A 25,623-nucleotide genomic window follows, 5' to 3' on the forward strand; every position below is an offset into this window, starting at 1 on the left:
GGACCGAACCCGCGCTCCCTCGGCAAGGCACGGGTTCACGCATCCTGGTGATCGATGTCACCACTCCCCGCCCGGATCGCGACTCAGGATCAATGCGCGCTTATGGACTGATGACGCTTCTCGCACGCGTCGGCTACCGCGTGGACTTCCTGCCGGACGATGGATTCGATGCAGGCCACGATTCGGATACGCTCACAGCCAGCGGTGTGTTCGTCCACCATGTCGCGGGCACCCGTCGACAAGGCCGCTGGTTGATTGAGCGCGCTGATACCTACGACGCTGTCATCGTTAGCCGATACCACTTGGCTGAAGCCCTCTTCCCAATGCTCCGGCGCGCTGCGCCCCGAGCGCGGCTCATTCTCGACACGGTGGATCTACACCATCTGAGAGAAGCCCGCGAGGCAGAGCAACGCGCTGACGTGAAGTTGAGACGACTGGCGCTGGAAACTCGTCGCAGGGAACTGGCAGCCATAGATTCTGCGGATGCATGCTGGGTCGTCAGCCCTGTGGAACAGAAGTTGATCGCGCTTGAAGCCCCCGGCACGCCCGTCTACATCGTGTCCAACCTGCACGAAGCTGTAAGAGACGTACCGGGACCTCAGCGGCGCCACGGCCTGCTGTTTGTGGGCGGCGCGGCTCATCCTCCCAATATAGATGCTGTGCGCTGGCTGTCAGAAACTCTTTTCCCCCTGATAAGAGAACGTCTGCCTAATGTAGAGATGCATCTTGTCGGCGAGGGTCTTGCCGCAGTGGTTCCGGCAGAACAGCCCGGCGTCACCGTCCATGGGCATGTGCGCGACCTTCGCCCTTTACTACGAAATGCAAAGGTGGGACTGGCACCGCTCCGGTTCGGAGCGGGCGTGAAAGGCAAAGTCAACCTCGGCTTGGCGCATGGGCTGCCCATGGTTGTCACGGAGTGCGCCGCGGAAGGCCTGCATCTGACTCATGGTGAAAACGTACTCATCGCGAACACGCCTGACGCATTTGTCGATGCCGTCGCGCAGGCTTACAACGATGACCTGCTGTGGGATCGAATTTCTCGATCGGGTCGCGACTTGACGGCTTTTCATTTCAACGCGGATTCTGCGCTCGACTCGATACGCGCATCGCTGAAGCCCTTAATGCTCAAAGAATCCTGATGCGCCTTCTACTGATTGCATACGAATTCCCCCCCAGCCCATCTCCGCAGTCGCTACGCTGGATCTATCTTGTCAGAGAGCTCGTGCAGCTTGGACACGAGGTCCATGTGCTCGCCCCTGAATTGGGGGGCGAAACCCGGGGCTTACCTGCGATCCCGTCAAATGTGATCTTCCATCGTACTTTTCCCGGCCCCGTGCGCGGACTTCTCGCCTTCTTCAGGAGACGCCGGCATCGCAAGATCAACGCTGACCTGGCGACAACAGCTATCGAAAGTCCGAGGGGCGACGAGGCCTTAGGCGATGCCATTCGTCCGCCGCGGAACTGGAGGCAGCGCATATCTGAACAGATTCAAGAATTTGCCCAATTCGTCCATTTTCCGGACATACGCGGCGAGTGGCGCCCGTGGGCGAGTCGCAGGCTTCCTGGACTTCTGGACACAATCAAGCCCGAAGCGGTAATCAGTTCCCACGAGCCAGCGACAACCATCGAACTTGCCCTACTCGCCAAACGCAGGGGATTTTTCTGGGTTGCTGATCTTGGGGACCCCGTACTCGCGTCTTACACTCCCTCACGCTGGATTCGGCGGGCATCTAGGATCGAGCATGCAATGTGCAACGAGGCCGATCTCATTACCGTGACCACTGAGGCTACGGCTGCACTGATGCAGAAGCGTCACGGCCGCACCTCAGGATTCGTCGTGATACCACAAGGTCACGATGCGCAGAGGCCCACCAGGGCCCCAGCTGTAAAATTGTTCGACGACGCCCGCTTGGAACTGTTCTACACGGGCAGTTTCTACCAGTTCCGCCGACCAGACGCGTTACTGGCGGCAATTCTGAAAATTCCGAATGCACGCCTCACGATCGCTTCCATCGCTGTTCCAGAGTCTGTACTGGCCGCCTCGCGACGCTCTCCAAATCAGATACGACTGCTCGGCTTCCGTCCGCACAACACGATTCTCGACCTTCAGAAAGCTGCAGACGTTCTGATCAACATCGCCAACGACGACATGACCCAGATTCCTGGGAAAGTCAACGAGTACTTCGGCAGCGGACGGCCAGTGCTGAATCTGGGGCCCGGCGACGACACGGTATCAGCTGAGCTAACTCGCCTTCGTCGCGGCTGGAATTGCCGAAACGAGATAAACCACATCGTTGAATGCCTCACGGCACTCAATGCCGCGAAGTGCGAGAACCGATTGGATGAGCTGCTCGACTTGTCTCACACTTCAGTCTCAAGCACGAGCTGGCGCGCAATTGCGACCCGACTGGACAACGCTCTGAGGCAAGCAGTCAAAGACGGATCCGCTAGCGACTGATAGACGCCGCACGAAATCTTTTCGCGAATTCCGCATGACCCGGCACGCCCGGGTCGATTTCCCGGGCCAGCGTCAGTGCGGCTTCGGCGCCGGCGAGATTGCCCGCACCCAGGCGTTCGTCGCCGATCGCGAGCCAACGCTGCGCGAGGCGACGGCGGGACTCGTGGAGGGTGGCGGCATCGTCGCCCAGCGCGGTCCGCGCATCGAGACAGCTGCGCGCGCGCGCGAGGTTGTTCGCGCGCAGTCCGGTATCGAAGCACGCGCGTACCGACGGCAGCAGGCGCGCCGATGCACGCGCGACGGTGGCATCGTCGGGTGCCAGCAGCTGCGCCGCCCGGATGCGGTCGTAGGCACTCTCGCCGGGTGGCGTGAGCAGGTCACCGCGGGCCTCGGCAGCGGCAGCCTCGCGCAGCAGCACCGCGACCCGGCGTCCGCGTTCGGCCGCCGGCAGGCGCGGGGCGAGCTGGGCGTGCCGTGCGCGCGAACGTTCGACATGTGCTGCCGCGGTGCGGACCGCGTCGCTGTCGGGGGCCAGCGCCATCGCCTCGCGCAGCTGCGCACCGGCGTCGGCGAAGTTGAAGTCGCGCGCATGCCGCTCCGCGCGATGCGCATAGGCCGCCGCGGCATCGACCAGACCGCGCTGGGCGCCGGCGTCTTCAGGATCGAACGCCAGCAGCGTGCGCCACTCGGCGACGCTGCGCTCGACCCGGTCCGCGGCCAGGCTCGCGGCCGCACGCCCGCGGAGCGCGTCGAGTTCTTCGGTCAGGCGGGCCTCGGTATCGGGCAGGTCGACATGGCCGGCGTCGTAGGCGCGCGCAGCGGCGATGAGATCGCCGGCGCCGCGCAGATCGCCGCCGCGCAGCGCGGCACGCGCCTGCTCCAGCAGGGTGGCCAGGGTTTCGTCGCGGCCACGCAGGGCGTCGGCATTCGCGGGCTGCAGAACGAGGATGCGCCGGTACAGCGGCAGCGCGGCCGACGCGTCGCCGTCGAGCCGGCCCTTCGCCTGCGCGGCCTGCGCCTGAAGCAGCAGCGTGTCCAGGCCCGCATCGGCGGCCTCGCGTTCGCGCAATGCATCGGCCACCGCATCCACCGCCTCGCGCGGCGCAGCGAGTTCGCGCGCCAGCATCAGCGCGCGATGGGCGTCTTCGAAGCGGCCGGCGTCCAGCGCCGCCTGCGCGGCCGTCACCGCCGCCTGCGATACGCGGCCCAGCCCGGCGCGCGGACGTGCGTCATCGGGATCGAGCGCCTGCGCCGCTTCGTAGAGCTGGCGCGCACCGGTGCCGTCGCTTTCGTCGAGCCGGCCCTCGACCAGCGCACTCGCCGCCCGGTCCAGCAGGGACTGGCTGCGGGTTTCCGGCCAGAACCGGTCCACGACCAGCAGGCGCACCAGCACGATCAACACCAGCACGGCCACGATGGCGGCGAAGAGGATCCACTTCCACGGGCGTGCAGGCGGCTCCGGCGGGCGATGCCGCGACAGGCGTGCGTCCGCACGCAACGGTGCGGACGGCGACGCCGCATCGGGCGCGTTCGGGTCGGGCGGAGAGTCGCGATTCACGCGGCGCAGTATGGAAGGCCGGGATGAATGCTGGCGTCACCCGGGCGCAGGCGTATCGGCTCAGGTGCGACGTGCCTGCTCCACGCCGGGCAGGCTGTCGAGCTTGCCGAGCAGCCGCGCCAGCTGGCCGAAGTCGCCCACGCGCAACCGCAGCCGCAGTTGCACGCGCGACAGCGGGCGGTGGTCGCTCTGGATGGACAGCACGTGCACGTCCTCCTGCGCGATCAGGTTGCTGAGGTCCTTGAGCAGATGCTTGCGGTCGACGGCTTCGATCACGACATCGGATTCGTGGCCGCCGCCTGCTCCGCCCCACTCCACCGGCAGCACGCGCTGTGGCTGACCGGCCGACAGGCGCAGGAATGCGGCGCAATCGCGGCGATGCACGGTGACGCCGCGCGCGCGGGTCAGATAGCCGGCGATCGGTTCGCCCGGCACCGGGCGGCAGCAGCGTGCGGTCTGCACCAGCAGGTTGTCGACGCCGACCACACGGAACTCGGCGTCGCCGGTACGCGGTGCCCGGCGCGGGCGCCGCAGTGGGAGCGTCGGTGCAGCGGCTTCCGTCGGCGCCGCACGTTCGCGTTCGAGTTCCAGCAGCGCGCGCCCGACCTGGTTCGGACCGACATCGCCCAGCGCCACCAGCACGTACAGGTCGTCCACGGCGGCGACGTTGAAGCGCGCCAGCACCGGTGCCAGATCGGCCTGCAGCAGGCCCAGGCGGCGCAGGTCCTTTTCCAGCAGTTCACGGCCCGCCACCACGTTGCGTTCGCGGTCGAGCTTGTGGAACCAGTGGCGGACCTTTTCGCGCGAACGCGGGCTGGCGAGGAAGCCGTTGGCCGCGACCAGCCAGTCGCGCCGCGGCGCGGGCGTCTTCGCGGTCAGGATTTCGACCCGCTCGCCGCTGTGCAGGGTGTAATCGAGCGGCACGATCCGGCCGTCGACCTTCGCGCCGCGGCAGCGATGCCCGACCATCGTGTGCACGTGATAGGCGAAATCCAGCGGCGTCGCGCCCTGCGGCAGGTCGATGACCTCGCCCTTGGGCGTGAGCACGAAGACACGCTCTTCGGCGAGCTCGGTGCCCAGCGCATCGGCCAGCGCGTCGCCATCGCCGCGCGCGGGATCCGCATGCGATTCGAGCAGGCGTCGCATCCATTCGATGCGGCGTTCGAGTGATGCACTGCCGGCAGACGAGGCCCGCTGCGAACCGCCGGTTTCCTTGTAACGCCAGTGCGCGGCCACGCCCAGTTCGGACGCCTCGTGCATCTCGCGCGTGCGGATCTGCACTTCCAGCGTCTTGCCGTCCGGCCCGACGACGGCGGTGTGCAGCGAGCGGTAATCGTTGTGTTTCGGGCGGGCGATGTAGTCGTCGAATTCGCTGGGCACCGGCGACCACAGCGCGTGCACCACGCCGAGCGCGGCATAGCAGGCGGGGACATCGTCGACCAGCACCCGCACCGCGCGCAGGTCGTAGAGCTCGCCGATCGGCACCTGCTTCTTCTGCATTTTTCGCCAGATGCTGTAGATGTGCTTCGGGCGGCCGGCGACCTCGGCGTGCAAGCCTTGCACCGCGAGTGCCTCGCCGAGCCGGGCACGCACGGTTTCGACGTAACGCTCGCGTCCGGCGCGCGTGTCGTCGAGCAGACCGGCGATCCGGCGATAAACATCCGGCTGCAGATAGCGGAACGCGAGATCCTCGAGCTCCCACTTCAGCTGCCAGATGCCGAGCCGGTTGGCGAGCGGCGCGTGGATGTCGCGGGTCAGCAGCGCCAGCGCCTGCCGGTCTTCGGCATCGCCCTGCGCCGCGGCGCGCATCCGCGCCAACTGCCGGGCCAGCAGGACGAGCACCACGCGCAAGTCGCGCACCAGCGCCAGCAGCAGGCGCCGCAGGCCTTCCGGATTGCCCTGGCCTGCATGCTCGGCATGCAGCGACCACACCTGGCGTGCGGCACGCAGGCCGTCGAGCAGCGGCGGCAGCCCCGGCATACGCGCGAGCATCGACGCATGCCAGGCCGGTACCGCGTCGATGATCGCAGCCGCGACGACCTCCGCGTCGCTGCCCAGCAACGCCAGCGATCCCAGCGTGTCGAACAGCACGGCGGCCTGCTCGGCATCGGGACTGTCGCCTTCATCCGGCATCGCGGCGATCGACTGGCGCAACGCATCCCCATGCGCTGCCATCGAAGGCAGCGACAGCAGGCGGTCGCGCAGCAGGTCCAGACGCACGCTCATCGGCTCGGTCACGGGCGGGGACGGTCTACACTAGCCGCGCCCCGCCCAGAGGAACAGAGCATGCGCGCAGTCCACTGCATCCTGATCGCCGCCGTGATGTCGATCGCGACACCCGTCGCGGCGCAACAGTCGCAGATCGCATCCGAGATGAGCGCCGCCGAGCGCAGCGCCACGGGACTCGACAAATTGAGCGCGGCCGAGCTGGCGCAGCTCGATGCCTGGCTCGCGCGCCGCGACGCCAACACCGCCGACCTGCCCGATGCACCGGCCGTGGTCGATGCCCGCATTGCCGAAGCCCGCGAGGCGGGCCGGCGCGAGGCGCTGGCCGACACGCAGGGCATGCGTCCCGCGCCCGAGGCGCGCGAGCCGATCGAAAGCACCATTACCGGACCGTTCCAGGGCTTCGGCCAGGGCCGCGAGTTCACGCTGGCCAACGGCCAGGTCTGGAAGCAGACCGACTCCACCACGCTCGCCGGCGCACGCGGCACCGATGTCGGCGTGCGCATCCGCCCGAGCATGCTCGGTGCCTGGTGGCTGCAGGTCGATGGCTACAACCGCCAGGCCAAGGTCGAGCGCATCCGCTGAGTCCGGAGCCGCATGCCGCATCCGGCATGCGGGGCATGCATCGCTCAAAATCCATCCGTCCACGTGCCGCGCCTTTGGCGCACCTTCTGGAGTCGTCCATGCGCGCAGCCCTCATCGGCATCGTCACCACCCTCGCCCTGTCGATCGCCAGTCCCGGCTTTGCGCAGGACCGGTCGCTTGAAGACCGCATGGGCGCAGCGGAATTCCGGGCTGCGGGACTCGACAGGCTCGACCCCGAACAACTCGCGCGTCTGGATGCGTGGTTTGCGCGGCAGCTCGACGGCGCGGTCGCCGAGGCCTCGACGGCGGCAGCGGCGTCGTCCGACAGTGGCGTGGGCTTGCGCGCGCCGCAGGTGGCGCCGGTCGAGGTCGACAGCACGCTGGCGGGCGCCTTCACCGGTTTCGCCAAGGGCCGTGAGTACACGCTGGCCAACGGCCAGGTCTGGCGTCAGACCGACGCTGCCGTGCTGCCCGGCATCAACCTGCAGGACGCACGCGTTCAGATCCGGCCTGCGCGCCTCGGCGGCTGGTGGATGAAGGTCGCCGACTTCAACACGCGCGCCCGCGTGGAACGGGTCAGGTAAGCGCCGCCACCCGGTTCGCGAGTTTCTTCGGCGACACCCCGCCCTTCGCGCCGAGCTCCTGCGCGAACAGCGACACCCGCAGTTCCTCGATATCCCAGCGCAATGCCTGCCAGTCGGCATCGCCGCTGCGCCCGCGCGCGGCGGCGTCGGCCAGCGCATCTAGGAAGGGTTTGACGTCGAGCATGCGCTGCTGGTCGCGCTGGGGATCGCGCTGGCCGCGCTCTGCGCGCAGCGACAGTGCGCGCAGCCAGCGCGGATATTCGGCCAGCGCCGCTGCCGGCACCGTGCGCAGGAAGCCCGGCGGCACCAGCGCCGCCAGCTGCGCCTGCATGTCGTCGAGATTGGCGCGCGCCCAGCCCATCAGCTTCGACTCCAGGCGACCGCGGATTTCGGCCACGACGTCGAGGATCGCCTCGGCCTGACGCAGCCGCGCCATCGCCTCGCCGAACAGCGCCTTGCCGACCGCGTCGCGATGCGCCGCAAAGGCGGCGGCGTCGCGGACCGTGTCGAGCCCGTCGGCGAGCAGCGCGGCCAGCGCGCCGTCGACCAGATCCTCGCGCAGACGATCGCCCGGCTTGCCGTCGCGCGGCGCTGCCGATTCGATGGCGGCGTAGAGCAGCGCGGTCTTCGGCGCCACAGGCAACTGCTTGCGCGCCTGGCGCACGCGGTCGGCCAGGGCGATCGTCAGCAGCCGACGCACGCCCTGCGGATGCAGGCTGCGCGCCTTACCGGCATCGGCGTGCACGGCAAGCGACGCACTGTCGCCGTCGTCCTGCAGCGCCGGATACGCCGGCAGCCCGCCCGCGCCGGGGATCGAGACCGGAATCGGCGTGTCGGGAAATGTGACCAGCGCCTGCTGCTGCAGGCCGTCGGCCGCGTGCGCGGCGAACGCGCGCGCAGCCCGTTCGCCGAATCGCGCGCGCAGGTCGTCCAGATCGCGTGACTCGGCCAGCACCTCGTGCCCGCGACGGTCACGACCGGTGTCGACCAGACGCAGGTTGGCGTGCAGGTGCGGCGCCAGCGCGGTCTCGTCGAAGTCGACAGCACCGACGTCGACGCCGCCGAGCTTCTTCAGGAACCGCGCCAGCGTGCCGGTGAACGCATCGGCATCACCGTCGCGCCAGGCCTGTGCGAAGGCCCGCGCGAAATCCGGCGCCGGCACGAAGTTGCGACGCAGCGCCTTGGGCAGACTGCGGATCAGGGCGGCCGCCTTGTCCTCGACGAAGCCCGGTGCCAGCCACGTCAGCCGCACCGGATCGATCGCGTTGAGCAGATGCAGCGGCACCGACACGGTCATGCCGTCGTCGGGCGCGCCCGGCTCGAACCGGTACGACACCGCGAGCCGCGCCTCACCCAGCGCGATGAAGGCCGGGAACAGGTCGGCGTCCACGCCATCGGCGACCAGCAGATCGTCGCGCGTCCAGTCCAGTGCACGCTTCGCGGCGTCGGGTGCCTTGCGCCACCACGCATCGAGTGCCTGCGCCGACAGCATGTCCGCGGGCAGGCGCTGCGCATACCACTGCGCCATCCAGTTCTCGTCGACCACGAGTCCGGCGCGGCGCTGCTTGGCTTCTTCCTCGCGCGCGCGCTCGAGCGTGCGCAGATTGCGTTCGACAAACGTCGCCCGCGTGTTGATCTCGCCGGTCACCAGGCCGTCGCGCAGGAACAGCGCGCGCGATTCGTCGGGATACAGCCGGCCGTAATCGACCGGCTTCTTCGGCGCGAGCACCAGGCCGAACAGGCTGATCTGCTCGCTGCCGATCACCCGGCCCTGCGAACGCGACCAGCGCGGATCGTGGTGACGACGCGCCAGCAGATGATCGAGTTCGGCGATCGCCCACTCGGGCTCGATCGCGGCGTTGGTCAGCGACCAGACCTTCTCGGTATCCAGCAGCGTGGCCGACAGCACCCACGGCGGCGGCTTCTTCGCCAGCGGCGAACCGGGAAACAGCTGAAAACGACGCCCGCGCGGGCCTTCGTACTGGCCGGACACACGACCGCCACCGCCGGGATCGGCGCGATGGCCGATCTGGGTCGGCAGGCCGGCGATCAGTGCGCGATGCAGGGCGATGAAACGCGCGGCGTCCTCGCGCGCCTGCGCCTTGGGCGTGTCGGCGATGGTCGGCGCGTCCGCCGCATCGTCGAGCGACCAGCCCAACGCCTCGCACTGCAGCCGCAGCTGGCGATGCAGCTCGCGCCATTCGCGCATGCGCAGAAAGCCGAGGAAGTTCCGGTCGCACCACTTGCGCAGCTGCGACTGGGTGAGATCGGCATGCGCTTGCCGGTACGCATCCCACAACCGCACGATGCCGACGAACTCGGACCGCGGATCCGCGAACTGCGCGTGCGCGGCGTCGGCAGCGCCGCGCTGGTCGGCGGGGCGCTCGCGCGGATCCTGGATGCCGAGGAACGAGGTGATCGCCAGCATCGAATGCAGGCAGCCGTGGCCCCGCGCGGCCACCAGCATGCGCGCGAGTTTCGCATCGACCGGCAGCTTCGCCATCGTGCGGCCGATGTCGGTGAGCCGGCGCTGCGCATCGATCGCGCCCAACTCGGTCAGCTGCTGCCAGCCGTCGGCGACCGCGCGCGCATCCGGCGGCTCGACGAAGGGAAATGCCTCGATGTCGCCCAGGCCCAGCGACAGCATCCGCAGGATCACGCCGGCCAGCGCGGCGCGGCGGATCTCGGGATCGGTGTAGGGCGGCCGCGATTCGAAATCCGCTTCCGAAAACACCCGGAAACACGTACCCGGCGCGATGCGTCCGCAGCGGCCCTTGCGCTGGTCGGCGCTGGCCTGGCTGATGGGTTCGATGTGCAGGCGGTCGAGTTTCTGCCGCGGGCTGTAGCGCTTGACGCGTGCGAGCCCGGGATCGACCACGTAATGGATACGCGGCACAGTCAGCGAGGTTTCGGCCACGTTCGTCGCCAGCACGATGCGTCGCTGCGGCCCGGGATTGAATACCCGGTCCTGGTCCTTCGCCGAGAGCCGCGCGTACAGCGGCAGCACTTCGGTGTGGCGGTACTCGCGGCGCTCCAGCGCCTGATGCGCATCGCGGATCTCGCGCTCGCCGGCCAGGAACACCAGCGTGTCGCCGGTGCCGCGGAGCGCCATGATCTCGTCGCACACAGACACGATGCCATCGACGACGCTACGCTCGCCCACCGCGTCGCCCTCGCCTTCCAGCGGGCGGTAGCGCACCTCGACCGGATGGCCGCGGCCTTCGACATCGACCACGGGCGCGCCATCGAAATGCTCGGCGAAACGCGCGGTGTCGATGGTCGCCGAGGTGACGATCAGCTTGAAGTCCGGCCGTTTGGCCAGCAGCTGTTTCAGATACCCCAGCAGGAAATCGATGTTGAGGCTGCGCTCGTGGGCCTCGTCGACGATGATCGTGTCGTAAGCCGACAGCCAGCGATCGGAAGTGATCTCGGCCAGCAGGATGCCGTCGGTCATGAACTTGATCGCGGTCGCATCGCTGACGTTGTCGTTGAAGCGCACCTGATAGCCGACCGCGCCGCCCATCGGCACCTGCAGCTCTTCCGCCACGCGGCGCGCGACGGTGCGCGCGGCGATGCGCCGCGGCTGGGTGCAGCCGATCATGCCGGCCGCGCCGCGCCCGGCCGCCAGGCACAGCTTCGGCAACTGGGTGGTCTTGCCCGAGCCGGTCTCGCCGGCCACCACGATGACCTGGTGGGCCCGGATCAGGTCCACGATCTCCTGGGCCTTGCCGGCGATCGGCAGCACCGGATCCACATCGGCCCGCGGCAGGCGCGCTGCGCGTGCCTCGCGCTGCGCGATCGATGCCGCAAGCCGGGTCTCGAACGCCTCGCGCGCCGCCATGTCGCTGGGCGCGCGCCGCCAACGGCCCAGCAGGCCGAGCAACCGGCCGCGGTCACGCGTGCCGGCCGTGTCGATCGCCCGCTGCGCCTGCGAGAGCGCGTTCGACACGCCGTTCACCGCGAACTCGTTGGAATGCTGCGTCACGCGGGAACCATCCTCAAGTCACATGTCCACAACGGATCGCGCCCTATTGTGGCCGCAATCCCCTTTCACCGGAGTCACGCATGGGCAAGTCCAGCAAGTCCAAGAAGCACGCCGAGACCCCGGTCGCCCCGGCCGTCGCGTCGCCAGACGCGCAGTCGAAGGCGCCGGCCATCGATATCGGGATCAGCGACGACGATCGCAAGGCGGTCGCACAGCATCTATCGGTGTTCCTGGCCGATGCCTACACGCTGTATCTGAAGACCCACAATTTCCACTGGAACGTCACCGGCCCGATGTTCAACGCGCTGCACGTCATGTTCGAAGGCCAGTACACCGAACAGTGGAACGCGCTCGACGAGATCGCCGAACGTATCCGTGCGCTGGGCTACAACGCGCCGGGCTCGTATGCCGAGTTCATCGAGTTGTCGTCGATCAAGGAAGAGCCGGGCCTGGAGAAGGCGCAGGACTGGCGCGAGATGGTGCGTCAGCTGGTGGTCGGCAACGAAGCCGTCTGCCGCAGCGCGCGCAAGGCGCTGGAAGTGGCCGATGACGCCGACGACGATCCGACCGAGGACCTGCTGATCCAGCGACTGCAGACCCACGAGAAGAACGCCTGGATGCTGCGCTCGCTGCTGCAGTAATTTCCCCAGCGTCCGATCGGCGAAACGCCCGGCAGTGCCGGGCGTTTTCTTGTCTGGATGTCCAACCGCGTGCAGCGGCCCCGGCGCCAAGGGCGCAGCGGTGTCAGCCCGCTGGGCCGACCGGCGCAGACGCCTCCGGCACCGGATCCTCTTCACCACGCGAGACCAGCGCCGCGATGCCGAGATCACCGGTCACGTTGACCGTGGTGCGGCACATGTCGAGGAAGTGGTTGACGCCCAGCACCAGGCCGATGCCTTCGGCCGGCACGCCGACCATCGTGCAGATCAGCGCGACCACCGGCAGCGAACCCGAGGGCACACCGGCCGTGCCGATGCCGCCGAGGATGCAGACCAGCATCACCAGCACCTGCTGCCAGATCGACAGGTCCACGCCGAAGAACTGGGCCAGGAAGATCACCGTCACGCCTTCGAACAGCGCGGTGCCGTTCTGGTTGGCGGTCGCGCCGACGGTCAGCACGAAGCGCGACACCTTGCGCGGCAGCTTGAGGTTTTCGTCGGCAATGCGCAGCGCGGTCGGCAGCGTGGCGTTGCTCGATGCGGTGGAGAACGCCATCAGCATCGCTTCCTGCACGCCGCGGAAGAACGCCAGCGGCGACCAGCCACCGACGAACTTCAGCGCCAGCGAGTACGTCACCAGCATGTGCAGCGCCAGCGCGCCGACCACCACCAACACATAGGCGCCCAGCCGCAGCAGCAGATCCCAGCCGAACAGCACGGCGAGATTGAACATGAAACAGAACACCGCGATCGGCGCGAGGCGGATCACCAGACCGATCAGTGTCATCGACACTTCGAACAGACCTTCGATGCCGCGCTTGAGCGTGGCGGTGGCTTCGGACTTCGTCAGCACCAGACCGATGCCGAACATCAGCGCGAAGAACATCAGCGACAGGATGTTGGCGTTGTCCGATGCGGCGCCCACCACGTTCTGCGGCACGATCGACATCAGCATGTCCATGCCGGTCGCGCCTTCCTTGCTGTCGCGCACGATCGCCGCGGTGCGCTGCGCGCCTTCGGCCAGCAGCTGCTCCGCGAGCGCGGGATCCACGCCTTCGCCGGGGCGGAACAGGTTCACCATCACCAGTCCCACCACCACCGCGATGCCCGACAGGACCACGGTCCACGCGAGCGTGCGCCAGCCGATCCGGCCTAGCGCGGCGACATCGCCCATTTCCGACACGCCGATCACCAGCGCCGAGAACAGCAGCGGCACGATCAGCATGAAGATCAGACTGAGGAACAGCGTGCCCAGCGGCTCGGTGACCCAGCCGACGAAGCTTTCGATCAGCGGCCGGCACTGCCACGACGGCTCGGCACCGGTGCAGGCAACCGATGCCGGATCGGCCAGCGTCCAGGCGGTCAGACCGGTGTAATGGGCGATCAGTCCGAGAATCAGACCGGCGGCGAAGCCGATCGCGATCTTCCAGTGCAACGGCATGCGCGTGGACACGGACGGAGCGGACATGGACGCGACCGATGGCAGGAAGGCGCCGAGCCTAGCAGGCCGCGGGGCTCAATGGCGCGGGTACAGCGGTGGCAGTGTGGCGGCCTCGTCGGTCGCCGCACCGGGTACCTTGCGGACCCCCGACCGGAACGCTGCGCGCAGCTGCTGGCGCGCCTCGGTCAGGTCGCCGCCGCCCCAGCGCGCGTGCTGCCAGCGGGCCACGGCAGCGCGCTGGTCGCCATCGACCAGCTGGCGCTGCAGGGTGTCCAGATCCGCAGCAGCCGGAACGACCAGGGCGCGCAGTGCCCGGTCGATGTCGGCCGCGTCGCCGGTGCGCAGCAGCGCCAGCAGCTGTCGCGACGACAACGGTGACGGCGTAGCGACGTGGAGCGGCGTTCCGCTGTCGACGACGATCGCGCGGCGGGGTCGGCGATACAGCCGCCATGCCACGACCGCGGTTCCCAGCCACAGGAGGGCGAAGGCGGCGGCCAGCGCGGCCCAGCCCGCCCCGCCGGAGATCGCCGCGGGCGCCGCCGCGTCCGTCGACGACGGTAGGAAAGTCGGCGCCGCATCCGGCCCCGACGCCGGCGCGCCGCTGCCGGGCGCGACCTGCAGGGTCACGGGCGGCGGGGCGGCGGTACGCGCAGCGCCCGCGCCGACGTCCCACCACGCGATCTGCGGCGGCTCGATGCGCAAGGACCCCGCCGCCTGCGGCACGACCGAGAACCGCCGCGTGAGCCGGACCTGCGGCCGGCCGTCCTCGAAGGTCTCGTCGTACTGCGGTGGCTCGGCGAAGACCTGTGCACCCTCGACTGCGGGCAACGCGATCTCGGGCAGCTGGGTGCCGACGGCGCCATCGAACGTCACCTCGAGCACGAGCGCCGCTGCCGCGCCGGCGCTTGCATCGGTCGGCGTCTCCAGCCAGCGCGCCTGCACGTCATGGACCGGCAGCCAGGCCGCGCCCGCGCTCGCCGGCATCGGCCGGACAGACAGCAGACTGGGCGGACCATTGGCGGACAGCTCGCGCGGACCGCGATTGAACAGACCATCGAACATGCCGCCGGTGACGCCGCGGCCTTCGAAGCGCGCACCGGGAATGGTCAGCGTGCCGCTGCGTTCGGGCACCAGCAGAAAGCGCCGCTCCACCACGGTGTAGCGTCGGCCGTCGAGGTCACGGGTGTACTGGGTGTCGTCGCCGATGCGCTGCAGCGACGCGCCTTCGGGCGGCGGCTGCTCGAGCTGGCCCGACACCAGCGGGACCGCGTAGTGCAGGCGCAGGGTGTAAGCAACGGCCTGCTGCACGTATGGCGACTGTGCATCCACTTCGGCCTCGACGAACGCCGGCGCGCCGTCGCGCGCGGCGCTGACGACCGCAGGGCCGACGCTGAGTTGCAGCGGCGCCGTCGTGGCGTTTCCGACCTGCAACGCCGGCACAGCCAGCAGGCCGTCGCGCCGTGGTCGCAGGGCGACGCCGTGGAGCGTGCGCGTGCTCTGCCGCCCGTTGCGGATTTCGACCTGGCGCCGGCTGGTATGGCCGCTGACGTCGAACTCGCGCTCCAGCGGCGTCCAGTCGGGCGACGCGGTGGCGTCTTCGCTTTCGACATTGAGCGTGGTCGTTTCGCCGAACGCGATGCGGTCGCGGTCCAGCCAGGCGCGGGTCTGCGCATGCGCCGGCCCGACCATTGCCAGTGCACACAGGAGGACGGCCCACGCGCCATGCGCGCCGCCTGTCAGCCATCGGATCATCCGCCCTCCTGCCGCCGTCGGCGGTCGTGTTCAAGCCGGAACTTGGCCCGCAGCAGCCCGCCGGGATCATCCGGCAAGCGGCGCAGCCAGGCCTCGTTCGCCTGCCGGCGTTCGGCCTCGGCGCCATCCATGGCCGGCGTGCCGTCATCGGCCGCGTCGGGCTCTGTTTCGTCGGCGGCGCTGCCCTGGGCTTCAAGCGCGCGCTGGATGCGCTCGCGCTGGGCGGCGTCGGCCTGGCGCTGCGCTTCGCCATCGTCCGGCGGCGGTGATGGCGCCGGCGCGGCATCCGGTGCCGTGGAGGTGTCCGGCGGCGTGTCGGCGGGCGGTGTGTCGGGCGTCGGATCACCGTCGCCGGGCGCCGGTTCACCGCTGCCCGGCGTCGGGCGACCGGACGACTGCTCGCGATCGCGCGGCGGCGCGCGTGGATCCTGCCCGGGTCCGGGCGGCGGCCGGCGCTGGCGCGCAGCCTCCACGGCCGCGCGATTGGCGATCGCATCGGCCATGCCCGGCTGCAGCTCGAGCGCGGCGTCGTAGGCCTCGATGGCGGCATCGAGTTCGCCTGCGCGCGCCAGTGCATTGCCGCGGTTATAGGCCGCATCGGCGCCCGGGAGCGCGGCCCAGTGCCGCGCTGCATCGGCGTGCCGGCCGGCGCGATAGGCCTCGATGCCTTCGGCCATGCGGCCGTGCGCCACCTGGTCGGCGCGCTGCCATGGGGTCCCGCGCGGCGGATCGGTCTGCACGCGTTCCTGCGCCTGCGCCGGCAGCAGCGGCAGCACCGCCAGACACGCCACTACCGCCAGTGCACCGCCACGCCGGAAGGCCAGCAGCACCAGCGCGAGCAGCGGCAGCAGAAACCAGTAGCCCTGATCGGCCCAGCGCAAGGCGCCTTCGGCGCTCGCATCGGGCGAAGCCGCGCCGCGCGCGCTGGCTGTCGATCCGGAGACCAGCACCTCCAGCGCGCGCAGGTCCGCATCGTCCGTGGTCAGGCGCCGGTACAGGCCGCCGCCGGCCGTCGCCAGCGCCTGCAGCGCCGCAGCGTCCAGCCGCGCGTGGACCAGTGCGCCGTCGCCATCGCGATAGGCCGCACCCTGCGGCGTTCCCAGTCCGAGTGCGGACACGCGATAGCCCATCCGCAGCGCCGTCGCGGCCTCGCCGATCGCGGCGCGGTCGACATTGCCCGCGATCAGCAGGATCCGGCCCTCGGTCACACCGCGCTGGCGCAGCAGACGCGTGGCGCGCTCGATCGCCCGGTCCGCACGCTGTCCGTCGACCGGCATGACATCCGGCGACAGCGCATCGAGATAGAGCGCCAGATTCCCCGCGTCTTCGGTCAAGGGCGCCACGGTGAAGGCATCGTCCGCGTACACCAGCAGCGCGATCTCGCCGGCGCCGCGCGCCGCGAACAGATGCGCGAGCTTGGCCCGCGCCTGCAACAGGCGCGACGGCGGGAGATCGCCGGCATTGGCCGCCGTCGACAGATCCAGCGCCACCACCAGCGGCACATTGGCCGTGCCCTGCAGCGCAGCAGGCTCCTGGCGCCAGCCTGGCCCGGCCAGCGCGATCACCGCGCATGCGCCTGCGAGCAGCCAGCCGCCTAGCGACAGCAGGCCGCGGCGATCGACCCGGCGTTCGACCAGATGCGGCAGCAGGTGCGGATCGACCGCCGTGCGCCAGACTTCGTCCTTGCGGCGACGCGCGTGCCAGCACCAGGCCAGAAAGGGCAGTACGAGCGCAGCCCAGAACCACAGGGGGCGCGCGAAATGCAGGCCGTCGATCCAGGCGGTCATCGACCTGCCTCACCAGCGCGGGTGTCGGCGCGTCGCACGGACAGACGCCCTCGCGGCACCGCGGCCAGCAGCAGGAGCAGGCAGGCCGCGACCAGCGGCACCGGGTAACGCTCGATGCGCGGCCGCAGCGCGGGGCCGGCCTGGTCGACCGGTTCGATCCGGTCGATCTCGGCGTAGATCCCGGCCAGCGCCTCGGTGTCGCGTGCGCGGAACGCGCGGCCGCCGGTCGTATCGGCGATCGCCTGCAACGCGGCTTCGTCGATCGCGGGTTCGCCGCCGCCCGGCATCTGGAATCCGAACAGCGACCCATCCCCTTCCTCGCGTCCGAACGCGATGGTGTGCACGCGGACGCCTGCATCGCGCGCGAGCTCCGCGGCCTTGGACGGGGTGAGCACGCCGGCATTGCTGACGCCGTCGGTGAGCAGGATCAGCACCCGCTTCGCGCGTGGCTGGTCCTGCAGTCGTTTGACTGCCAGGCCAATCGCATCGCCGATCGCGGTCTCGCGCCCGACCAGCCCGACCACGGTGTCGTCGAGCTGTTGCTGCACGCTGGTCCGGTCCAGCGTCATCGGCGTCATCGCGTAGGCGCGCTGGCCGAACACGATCAGCCCGACCCGGTCGCCCGCGCGTCGCTCTAGGAAATCGGCGAGCACGGCCTTGGCCGCGGCCAGGCGATCGACCGCGCGTCCGCCGAGCACCATGTCCGCCTCGCCCATGCTGCCGGACAGGTCCACGGCCAGCATCAGGTCACGCGCCGCGTGCGGTGGCTGCTCGGCCGCGCCCCATTGCTGCGGCCGCGCAGCGGCCACGCACAACAAGGCCCAGGCCAGGAGCAGCAGCCACGGCATGCGCCGGACCGATCCTCGCGCGCGCCCGGCCAGCAGCGCAGGCAACCCGGCATACGGCACGCGCAGCGCACTGCCGCTGCGTGGCTGCGCCGGCCACCAGCGCCGCACGAGCCAGGGCAAGGGCAGCGCGAGCAGCATCCACGGCCACGCGAACGGCGTCAGCACAGCGCCCAGCCAGGAGAGCAATCCACTCACCTGCCGGCGGCCATCAGGGACAGAAAACGCGCGCGGGCCAGCGCGCGCAAGGCACCGATGTCGATGTCGGCGGCCTCGCGCCGGAACGCGCCATCGTGCAAGGCCGCGCCCGGTCCTTCAACGAAAGCAGACGCGCCGGTGCCGGCATCCAGGAACTGCAGCCAGGCCTCACCCTGCAGCCGGTCGGCGTCAGGACGGACGCGTCGCGCCGCGCGCCGCAGCAGCCCGGAGATCGCCGCGATCCGGGCCGGTGGCTCCGCTGCGGCGTCGACGGTTTCATCGAACAGACGCGCCCAGCGACGACGTCGCCGGGCCCGGCGCCAGGCATGGATGGCAAACCCCGCCGCCAGTATCAGCATCACCGCGCCGAGCCACCACCAGCCCGGCGCGGGCGGCCACCAGGCGGGCGCATCGGGCGCGTGGATGTCGCGGAGCACCAGGTCGGGAATCGCCATGTCAGCGCGCCTTCGGCCGCGAGAACAGTGGCAGCCAGCCGTCGCTCGCGGCATCCGTCGACAGCGTAGTGCAGCGCACGCCGGCCGCCCGCAGCAGTGATTCGGCGCGCGTCACCGTGCCGCTGAAATGCGCGTCCCAACGGGCCCGTTGCCCGGGATCGTCCAGATCCAGCTCCGCGTGCCCCTGCGCAGCGGCAAACCGCAGGCGCGCCTGTGGCGGCGCGTGCTCGAGCGGATCGGTCATCAGCAGTACGAGGACTTCGGTGTGCGCAGCCAGCGCCAGCCAGCGCTGCGAGGTCACCTCGACCACGCTGGCCGCATCCGCCAGCACGAGAACGCGGGCGCCGGGGCGCAGCACATGCCCGGCATGGGCCAGCGCAGTGTCCAGGCCGTCATCGGACGCAGGTGGCCGGTCATACCAGTCCGCCAGCGCATGCAGGACGCGCAGCGCGCCGCGACGGCCACTGGTCGGCGACACGGGCGCTTCGACCGAGGTCCCGCGGATGGCGGCCACACGATCGCCTTCGGCCACGGCGGCCCAGGTCGCGACGGCACCTGCCCGTGCGGCCTGCACCGATTTGAATCGCACCCGCGTGCCGATGTAGAGCGCGGGCGCGGTGTCGGCGACCACCAGCGTCAGGCGCTCGCGCTCGACCTGGAAGGTCTTGGTATGCGGCCGACCGGTGCGCGCGGTGACGCGCCAGTCGATGTAGCGGGCATCGTCGCCCGCGACGTACTCGCGCGACTCCGCGTATTCCATGCCGTGTCCGCGCATCGGCGCCAGCGCCTGTGCGCGCACGCCCAACCGCGCACGGTGCGCAACCGCGCCGCGCAGGGCGGCGGACCGCAGCGCGACCAGTTCGGCAAGCGTGGGGCGAACCCCGGACGTCTCGCCCGGGGACGCCATCAACGGGACTGGATCGACAGCCATGCGCCTGCGCTCAGGGCAACGGCACGCGATCGAGCACGGCGGCGACCAGCTGGTCGCCGTCCCAGCCCTCGGCAGCGGCCTCGTAACTCGGCAGCACACGGTGGCGCAGCACGTCGGGCGCCACGCCGCGTACGTCGTCGGGCGTCACGAAATCGCGTCCCGCCAGCCACGCGGCCGCGCGTGCGCAGCGTTCCAGTGCGATCGAACCACGTGGACTCGCGCCCCAGGCGATCCGCCGGGCCAGTGCACCGTCATAGGCGGCAGCGTCGCGCGAAGCGAGCACCAACTCGATCAGATAGCGCTCCACCGCCGGTGCGACATGCAGATCGAGCACCTCGCGACGCGCGGCGAACAGCGTCTCCAGCGGCATGCGTTCGATCTCGCTGGCGTGCGCGTCGAGATCGTCGCGCGCACGACGCCGCGCCAGCGCCAGGATCTGCGCCTCGGTGCCGGCGTCGGGGTAGCCCACTCGGACGTGCATGAGGAACCGGTCGAGCTGCGCCTCGGGCAGCGGAAACGTGCCCTCCTGCTCGATCGGATTCTGGGTCGCCATGACCAGGAACAGATCCGGCAGCCGGTAGGTCTGACGACCCACGGTGACCTGCCGCTCGCCCATGGCCTCGAGCAGCGCGGACTGCACCTTCGCCGGCGCGCGGTTGATCTCGTCGGCCAGCAGCAGCGGATGGAAGATCGGCCCCGGCTGGAATTCGAAGCGCCCATCCTGCGGCCGCCAGATCTCGGTGCCGGTGAGGTCGGCCGGCAACAGGTCCGGCGTGAACTGCACCCGGGCGAAATCGGCATCGAGACGCGACGCGAGCGCACGGATGGCCGTGGTTTTCGCCAGTCCTGGCGCGCCTTCGACCAGTAGATGCCCGTCGGCCAGCAGCGCGATCAGCAGACGGTCGACCAGCGCAGCCTGCCCGATGATCTCCCCGGTCAGCGATTCGCGCAGCGCGACGAACCGCGCATGCGGCGCCTGGGCCGGACCGTTTTCGAGCTCCATCCATCATCCCGCCGACGACGCGGATCGCGCCAGGCCCAGTTTGACCGCAAAGCGTCGGCTTCGTTCAACGGCGTGTGCGCATGCCTGCCCTGAAGACAAACGAAAACGGGGCCCGACAGGGCCCCGTTTCCGAATGCAATGCAGCGAATCTCAGCCTGCAGGCCGTTGCGCCACGCGCATGACCTTGGGGGTCACGAAGATCAGCAGTTCCGCCTTTTCCTTGCTGCGGCTGCGCGTCTTGAACAGATTGCCGAGGATCGGCAGATCGCCCAGGAACGGCACCTTGGACAGCGAAGCACGGTCCGCGAACTCATAGACGCCGCCGATCGCGACCGTCTGGCCGTCGTCGATCAGGACAGCCGTAGTAACGTTGCGCTTGCTGATCAGCGGCACCGAACCGATACCCGGATAGCTGGTCTGGCCGGTCACTTCATCTTTCTTGATATCCATCGCCAGGAAGACGCGGCCATCGGCGGTGATCGTCGGCGTGACCTTCAGCTCCAGCAGCACGTCCTTGAACTCGACGGTCGGGACGCTGTTGCTCTGGCCGCCGGTCACCGTCAGATAACCGATCTCCTGACCCTGGCTGATCGTGGCTTCACGCTGGTTGCTGGTGACGATACGCGGGTTCGAAATCACTTCGCCGCGCTGTTCCTGCTGCAGCGCCTGCAGCTCGAGCTCCCAGTTGATCGTATTGCCCAGGATGGTGAACGCAATCGCACCGGGATTCAGGCTGTCGATGTTGAAGTCGGTGTTCAACCGGCCTCGACCATCCTCGTTGCCCGGCCAGGTCGGATTGCCCTCGACCACCGAATTGATGTACTCGGAGTTCGAATTGATGCTGCCCGAGGTGACGAACCTGTCTTTGGCCGCGGACAGTCCGAAGCGTGCGCCGAGGTCGCGCGCAAACGATTCGTTGGCGATGACGATGCGCGCTTCGATGACGACCTGGTCCACCGGCTTGTCGAGCATGCTCACCAGACGCTTGATCTCACCCACGCGCTGCGGGATGTCGATCACCAGCAACGTGTTGGTACGACGATCGAAGCTCAGGCTGCCGCGCGACGACAGGAAGCCGCGATTCTGCGAGACGCTGCTGCCACCGCCGCCACCGCTGCTCGTCTTGCTTTCGTCGGTCAGCAGCTTCGCGATGTCCTCGGCATTGCCGTAGCTGATCGGAATGTATTCCGTCGTCATCACGGCCCGCTCTTCGATCGCGAGGCGCGCATCTTCACGCGCCTGCTCGAACGCGGAGATTTCGCTCTGCGGCGCCACCCAGACCACATTGCCGCTGCGGCGCTTGTCGAGTGACTTGGCCTGCAACACGATATCCAGGGCCTGGTCCCACGGCACGTTCTGCAGACGCAGGGTCACGTTGCCGACGACGCTGTCGCTGGCGACGATGTTGAGGTTCGACTCGTCGGCGATCAGCTGCAGCACGGTGCGCACCGGCACGTCCTGGAAGTTGAAGGTCACCGGTGCGCCGCTGTAGGCGCGCACGTCCGAAGCCACTGCCGCGCCGGTCTGCCCCATCGTCGCCGCGAGACCCGCCGACCCCACGGCCCGTGCGGCCGTACGCGGTGCGATCTCGACGATGTAGTCGCGACCGCTCTGGTACGCCATCGGCTCGAACTCGCCACGCGCGGTCAGGACCACCTGACTGCCCGTCCCGTCCTGGCGGGCGTCGATGCGCTGCACCGGCGTCGCGAAGTCGGTGACGTTCAACGGACGCTGCAGCGATGCCGGCAACGTCGCCCCCGCGAGGTTGATGACCACGCTGCCGTCCTGGGTCCGCAGGTCGGGCGCAGCGCCGTCACCGTCGAACCGCAGGATCAACTTGCCCGATCCCCCGTCCCCACGCTTGAAGTCCAGGTCGGTCACGGTCACCGGCGATGCACTCTGCGCAGCCGCGGCTGCCTGCAGCATCGGCAGCGGTGTCGCCGCCGCCCCGGGCTGCGCAGCCTGCGCACCACTCAGTGCTGCCACCAATCCAATGGCGAGACCGAGCGCACCGGCACGCATCGGAGACGTCCGGCCAGCCCGAAGGCTCCCCGCTTTGCTCACGGTCATCTTGCTTCCCCTCATCATTTTTCGTTCAGCGCGAGCGATGCCGGACGTTCCAGCCATCCGCCGGCGCCATCGGGCACGAGCTCGACCAGCTCGATGCGATTCTCATTGACCGAGGTCACCCGGCCATCGTTCTGTCCCAGGTAGTTCCCCGGCGCGATCCGGTAGGTCACCTTGTCGGGTGCCAGTACCAGGCCGACGATGCGCCCCCCGGCGCCGATCGTGCCGACCATCGCCATGCTGTCGAGCGGGAACTGCTCGGTGATTTCCTTGCGCCGGTTGGCCTCGGGCCGCGGGCCGCTGCCGCTGTCGGCATCGGTGAACGCGTTGCTGAAGGGGTCACGGATCGTTTGCGCGGAATATTCGAACGTCTCGAACTGCTGCATCACCGGCAGCGGATCGAGCGGCGGTGCAGGGCGCTGCCTGACTTCGTCCACCCACTGTTCGAGGTTCGGGGCTTCGCCCGGCGTGCTGGTGACGCCACGTCCGCAGCCCACCAGAGCCAGCGCGATCGCGGCCATCACGAGGCTGCGCTTCATGCCTGTATGCGTCGGCATCTCAGTTCGCCCCCCCGGTGGTTTGAGCATCTTCAGTCTCCGCCTGAGCGGCGGTTTCTTCTTCGTCCAGATAGCGGTAGGTCTTCACCGTACCCGACAGTTCCAGGCTCGAATTGGGTCCGATGCCGGCAAGGCCATCACCGGAACCACGCGGCTTCAAGGAAATGTCGTGCATCGTCATGATCACGACGCGCGGCAGCGACGCCACGCCACTGACGAAGGCGCCGAACTGGTGATAGCTGCCCACCATGCGCAGGGCGATCGGCTGCTCGGCATAGAACTCACGCGGCGCTTCCTCGCCCGGCTTGAACAGATCGTTCTGGATGCCAGTGGCGATCGCGGTCTGCGAGATGTCCACGATGAGGTCGGGCATCTCCGTCTTGCTCGGCAGCTGCCGGAGCATCTGCTGGAGCTGCTGCTCCATCTGCGCCAGCTGCTGCTTCAGGGGTTCGAGGTTCGAGGCCTTGCCCTGCTTGTCCTCGAAGTCCTTGCGCAGCGTCGATTCCTGGGATTCGAGCCTCTTGAGCTCATCGCCCTTGTCGCGCGTGATCGTGTACCAGAGCAGGCCGAAGATCAGCACCGTGACCAGGATGCAGGCCCCGATCTTGAATTCCTGCGGCCATGCACCGGTGTTGTTGAAGTCCAGCTCGCGCAGGGACATCTTCTTCTTGCTCACGAGGCGGCTCCTTCGGCGGCAGGTGCCGGCGTTTCGGCGGGCGCTTCGCCTTCGACGGGCGCGGTCGGATCGACTTCGCCGGTGGCCTCGGCTTCCTTGGCGGCTGGCGTGGAGAGCTGCACGTTCAGGGTGAACGCATACGGCAGGCCCGGCACACCGTCACGTGCTTCGATCACCGACAGCTGCGGGCTGGACATCCACCCCGACGCATCCAGCGAACGCATGTAGGTACTTACCCGGGCGTTCGACTGCGAGCGTCCTTCGAGCGTGAGGCGCTGGCCTTCCTGCTTGAGCGAGGTCAGCAGCACGCCATCGGGGATGGTGCGCACCAGCTGGTCGAACAGGTGGACCATCTGCGAACGGTTGCCCTGCAACTGCTCGATGACGGCCTTGCGGGCCAGCAGGCGTGCACGCTGGCGGTCCAGTGCATCGATCTCGGTGATCTCGCGGTCCAGCTCGACGATCTGCTGCTGCAGGAACGCGTTGCGCTCGCCCTGGCCTTCGATCTGCGCGTTGTAGTACGAGTTGACCAGGAACCACAGCGCGACGCCCGCCACTGCGGCGATGCCCACCATGATTCCGAATTCCTTCTGGCGCTGCTTGCGCCGCTCGGCGCGCCAAGGGAGGAGGTTGATCTTTGCCATCAGTCGAAGCTCCTCAGCGCGAGGCCGCACGCGATCATCAACGCCGGTGCGTCCTGGGCCAGGGCATGGGCCTGGACGCGCGGACCGAGCGTCATCTGGGCCAGCGGATTGGCCAGGACCGTCTGCACGCCCAGCTGCTCTTCGACCATGTCGGAGACGCCGGGGATGGACGCGCAGCCACCCGCGAGAACGATCTGGTCGACCCGGTTGAAGTCGCTGCCCGCGTAGAAGAACTGCAGCAGACGACTGACCTGCTGGACCATCGCTTCCTTGAACGGCTCCAGCACCTCGACCTCGTAGCTTTCCGGCAGGCCGCCCTGACGCTTGGCCAGACCGGCTTCCTCGTAGCTCAGGCCGTAGCGCCGCATGACCTCGTCGGTCAGCTGCTTGCCACCGAAGACCTGTTCACGCGAATACAGGCTGCGCCCGTTGCGCAGCACGTTGAGCGTAGTCATCGTCGCGCCGACATCGACCAGCGCGACCACGCCGTCGGACGGCATGCTCAACGTGCTGGCGATCATGCTGAACGCGTTTTCGACCGCGAACGCCTCGACATCCACCACCCGGGCGGTCAAGCCGCCGAGTTCCAGCGCCGATGCGCGCAGTTCCACGTTCTCCGACCGCGATGCGGCCAGCTGCACCTGCACCATCTCGGTGTTGCCGGGCATCGCGCCCAGCACCTCGAAATCGAGGTTCACTTCCTCGATCGGGTACGGAATGTAGTTGACCGCTTCCAGTTCGACCTGCGATTCCATGTCGTCCTCGTCGAGGTCGGCCGGCATCGGTATGGTCTTGGTGATGACCGCCGACCCCGCCACGGCAGCCGCCGCGTGCTTGGCCTTGGTCCCCGAACGCGTGACCGCGCGGCGGATCGCTTCGCCGACCGCTTCGACCTCGACGATGTTCTTCTCGACCACCGCATTCGGCGGCAGCGGCTCGACCGCGTAGTGTTCCACGCGATATCGATTGCCCTGTCGAGAGAGCTGCAACAGCTTGACCGCGGTCGAGCTGATATCGACGCCGATGAGCGGCACCTGGCTTTTTGTGATGAGCCCCACGGAATATCCCCTTTGCCACGGGCGCTTAGCCGCACCTCGTGTCCCGGCGCATTAGATAACGGACTTTTAAGACGATAGCAACAGCCAGTGAACATCGGCGGCTGTCCGATACGCCCCCGAATGGCGCCTTTTTCGACCCTCTGAAACGGCTGCC

20 protein-coding genes are annotated in these 25,623 nt (G+C 68.8%); 5 read left to right on the forward strand and 15 right to left on the reverse strand.

Going from position 1 to position 25,623, the window contains the following annotated elements:
• The first annotated feature begins 47 nt into the window (after positions 1–47).
• Positions 48–1,139: a glycosyltransferase gene (locus AC3A5K_RS06650; RefSeq protein ID WP_487616709.1), complete on the forward strand. Its 1,092-nt coding sequence runs from the start codon at positions 48–50 to the stop codon at positions 1,137–1,139.
• Positions 1,139–2,458, forward strand: a complete 1,320-nt coding sequence (locus tag AC3A5K_RS06655; RefSeq protein ID WP_487616710.1) for a glycosyltransferase — start codon at positions 1,139–1,141, stop codon at positions 2,456–2,458. Before AC3A5K_RS06650 ends, AC3A5K_RS06655 begins: the two co-directional genes overlap by 1 nt.
• Here AC3A5K_RS06655 and AC3A5K_RS06660 read toward each other — a convergent pair.
• Entirely contained in the window at positions 2,448–4,016 is a 1,569-nt protein-coding gene (locus tag AC3A5K_RS06660; protein ID WP_487616711.1) for a tetratricopeptide repeat protein, read from the reverse strand. The two genes, AC3A5K_RS06655 and AC3A5K_RS06660, sit on opposite strands and share 11 nt — an antisense overlap.
• A gap of 60 nt (positions 4,017–4,076) precedes the next feature.
• A complete protein-coding gene (locus tag AC3A5K_RS06665; RefSeq protein ID WP_487616712.1) occupies positions 4,077–6,242 on the reverse strand; it encodes a RelA/SpoT family protein in 2,166 nt (721 codons plus the stop codon).
• A gap of 60 nt (positions 6,243–6,302) precedes the next feature.
• Between AC3A5K_RS06665 and AC3A5K_RS06670 the strand changes: the two genes are divergently transcribed.
• Together AC3A5K_RS06670 and AC3A5K_RS06675 are read left to right on the forward strand one after the other, a co-directional pair.
• Complete coding sequence (locus tag AC3A5K_RS06670) at positions 6,303–6,827, forward strand: hypothetical protein (RefSeq protein ID WP_487616713.1); 525 nt, start codon at positions 6,303–6,305, stop codon at positions 6,825–6,827.
• 98 nt (positions 6,828–6,925) lie between these two features.
• Positions 6,926–7,411 carry a hypothetical protein gene (locus AC3A5K_RS06675; protein ID WP_487616714.1) on the forward strand — a complete coding sequence of 162 codons (486 nt, stop codon included), beginning with the start codon at positions 6,926–6,928 and terminating at the stop codon, positions 7,409–7,411.
• Here AC3A5K_RS06675 and hrpA read toward each other — a convergent pair.
• Complete coding sequence (gene hrpA / locus AC3A5K_RS06680) at positions 7,404–11,369, reverse strand: ATP-dependent RNA helicase HrpA (RefSeq protein ID WP_487617069.1); 3,966 nt, start codon at positions 11,367–11,369, stop codon at positions 7,404–7,406. The two genes, AC3A5K_RS06675 and hrpA, sit on opposite strands and share 8 nt — an antisense overlap.
• Positions 11,370–11,476: 107 nt before the next feature.
• On the opposite strand from hrpA, the gene AC3A5K_RS06685 reads away from it, so the two are divergent.
• Positions 11,477–12,037, forward strand: coding sequence for a Dps family protein (locus AC3A5K_RS06685; RefSeq protein ID WP_487616715.1), 561 nt, complete (start codon positions 11,477–11,479; stop codon positions 12,035–12,037).
• 103 nt (positions 12,038–12,140) lie between these two features.
• Here AC3A5K_RS06685 and AC3A5K_RS06690 read toward each other — a convergent pair whose 3' ends face one another.
• The 12 genes from AC3A5K_RS06690 to AC3A5K_RS06745 form a co-directional block, all read right to left on the reverse strand.
• Complete coding sequence (locus AC3A5K_RS06690) at positions 12,141–13,523, reverse strand: dicarboxylate/amino acid:cation symporter (protein WP_487616716.1); 1,383 nt, start codon at positions 13,521–13,523, stop codon at positions 12,141–12,143.
• A gap of 48 nt (positions 13,524–13,571) precedes the next feature.
• Positions 13,572–15,248 carry a BatD family protein gene (locus AC3A5K_RS06695; protein ID WP_487616717.1) on the reverse strand — a complete coding sequence of 559 codons (1,677 nt, stop codon included), beginning with the start codon at positions 15,246–15,248 and terminating at the stop codon, positions 13,572–13,574.
• On the reverse strand, positions 15,245–17,035 hold the full coding sequence (locus AC3A5K_RS06700; protein WP_487616718.1) for a VWA domain-containing protein: 1,791 nt from the start codon (positions 17,033–17,035) through the stop codon (positions 15,245–15,247). The genes AC3A5K_RS06695 and AC3A5K_RS06700 overlap by 4 nt, the downstream gene beginning before the upstream one ends.
• Positions 17,032–18,021 carry a vWA domain-containing protein gene (locus tag AC3A5K_RS06705; RefSeq protein ID WP_487617070.1) on the reverse strand — a complete coding sequence of 330 codons (990 nt, stop codon included), beginning with the start codon at positions 18,019–18,021 and terminating at the stop codon, positions 17,032–17,034. The genes AC3A5K_RS06700 and AC3A5K_RS06705 overlap by 4 nt, the downstream gene beginning before the upstream one ends.
• A 53-nt stretch (positions 18,022–18,074) precedes the next feature.
• On the reverse strand, positions 18,075–18,533 hold the full coding sequence (locus AC3A5K_RS06710) for a DUF4381 family protein (RefSeq protein ID WP_487616719.1): 459 nt from the start codon (positions 18,531–18,533) through the stop codon (positions 18,075–18,077).
• A 1-nt stretch (position 18,534) separates the two neighbouring features.
• Positions 18,535–19,464, reverse strand: a complete 930-nt coding sequence (locus AC3A5K_RS06715) for a DUF58 domain-containing protein (RefSeq protein WP_487616720.1) — start codon at positions 19,462–19,464, stop codon at positions 18,535–18,537.
• A gap of 10 nt (positions 19,465–19,474) precedes the next feature.
• A complete protein-coding gene (locus tag AC3A5K_RS06720; RefSeq protein WP_487616721.1) occupies positions 19,475–20,467 on the reverse strand; it encodes an AAA family ATPase in 993 nt (330 codons plus the stop codon).
• A 150-nt stretch (positions 20,468–20,617) separates the two neighbouring features.
• Positions 20,618–22,537, reverse strand: a complete 1,920-nt coding sequence (locus AC3A5K_RS06725) for a type IV pilus secretin PilQ (RefSeq protein WP_487616722.1) — start codon at positions 22,535–22,537, stop codon at positions 20,618–20,620.
• 14 nt (positions 22,538–22,551) lie between these two features.
• Positions 22,552–23,073, reverse strand: coding sequence for a pilus assembly protein PilP (locus AC3A5K_RS06730; protein WP_487617071.1), 522 nt, complete (start codon positions 23,071–23,073; stop codon positions 22,552–22,554).
• Between the two features lie 19 nt (positions 23,074–23,092).
• Positions 23,093–23,767: a type IV pilus inner membrane component PilO gene (locus tag AC3A5K_RS06735; RefSeq protein ID WP_487616723.1), complete on the reverse strand. Its 675-nt coding sequence runs from the start codon at positions 23,765–23,767 to the stop codon at positions 23,093–23,095.
• On the reverse strand, positions 23,764–24,411 hold the full coding sequence (locus tag AC3A5K_RS06740) for a PilN domain-containing protein (RefSeq protein ID WP_487616724.1): 648 nt from the start codon (positions 24,409–24,411) through the stop codon (positions 23,764–23,766). Before AC3A5K_RS06740 ends, AC3A5K_RS06735 begins: the two co-directional genes overlap by 4 nt.
• On the reverse strand, positions 24,411–25,469 hold the full coding sequence (locus AC3A5K_RS06745) for a pilus assembly protein PilM (protein WP_487616725.1): 1,059 nt from the start codon (positions 25,467–25,469) through the stop codon (positions 24,411–24,413). The genes AC3A5K_RS06740 and AC3A5K_RS06745 overlap by 1 nt, the downstream gene beginning before the upstream one ends.
• Positions 25,470–25,623 lie beyond the last annotated feature (154 nt).

This window comes from Luteimonas sp. Soil_C_5 (assembly GCF_057656615.1).